The organism is Acinetobacter brisouii (assembly GCF_008993995.1).
GTDB lineage: Bacteria > Pseudomonadota > Gammaproteobacteria > Pseudomonadales > Moraxellaceae > Acinetobacter > Acinetobacter brisouii_A.
In genome coordinates this window covers 1-668 of record NZ_BKNN01000176.1, presented here as the reverse complement: position 1 = coordinate 668, position 668 = coordinate 1, and the positions used below count along the sequence as shown (strand labels likewise).

Sequence of the window (668 nt, the reverse complement as noted above, 5' to 3'; positions counted from 1 at the left end):
GAAGAAGCCTACACACAAAATCTACCGCACAACCAATTGGCCCGCATATAACCGAGCTCTCATTAATCGTGGGAATATTGCCATTTGGTTCGATCCAAAGACCCAGTGGTATGCACAATCACAAGGCAAGCATGGTCGAAATCAAACCTATTCTGATACTGCCATCCAGTGCTGTCTGATGATCAAATCCCTATTTCGATTGTCTTTACGCATGGTCACAGGTTTTGTTCAAAGTCTGATTAACCTTTGTGGATGAGCAGCCCCGAATATCAGTGATATTCGTACAGTACGCTTTGTAGAAGACAAAAGCATATTGATATTCAAATTAGCTATGAGAAGAGTTGCAATGGACTGCCTTGCGCAATATATTGCTCATTGTCGATTCCACGGGCTTGAAGTTTTTAGGTGAAGGTGAATGGAAACGTAAGAAACATCAGCCTGAATATCGTCGCCAATGGCGTAAACTCCATATTGGTATAGATGCTAAAACCCTACAAATACGGGCAGTTCAGCTCACGACCAACAATGTAAGTGATTCACAGGTACTTGGTGATTTACTTGATCAAATCCCGTTGGATGAGCAGATTGATTCAGTCTATACCGACGGGGCTTATGACACAAAACAATGCCGTCAGGTCATTGCAGATCGGCAAGCACATGCAGTGATT

Annotated in this window: 1 pseudogene; it reads left to right on the top strand. The window is 43.0% G+C overall.

Annotated elements, in window-relative coordinates:
- A pseudogene (locus GBN19_RS15530) lies at positions 1-668 on the top strand (IS5 family transposase); the annotation flags it as partial.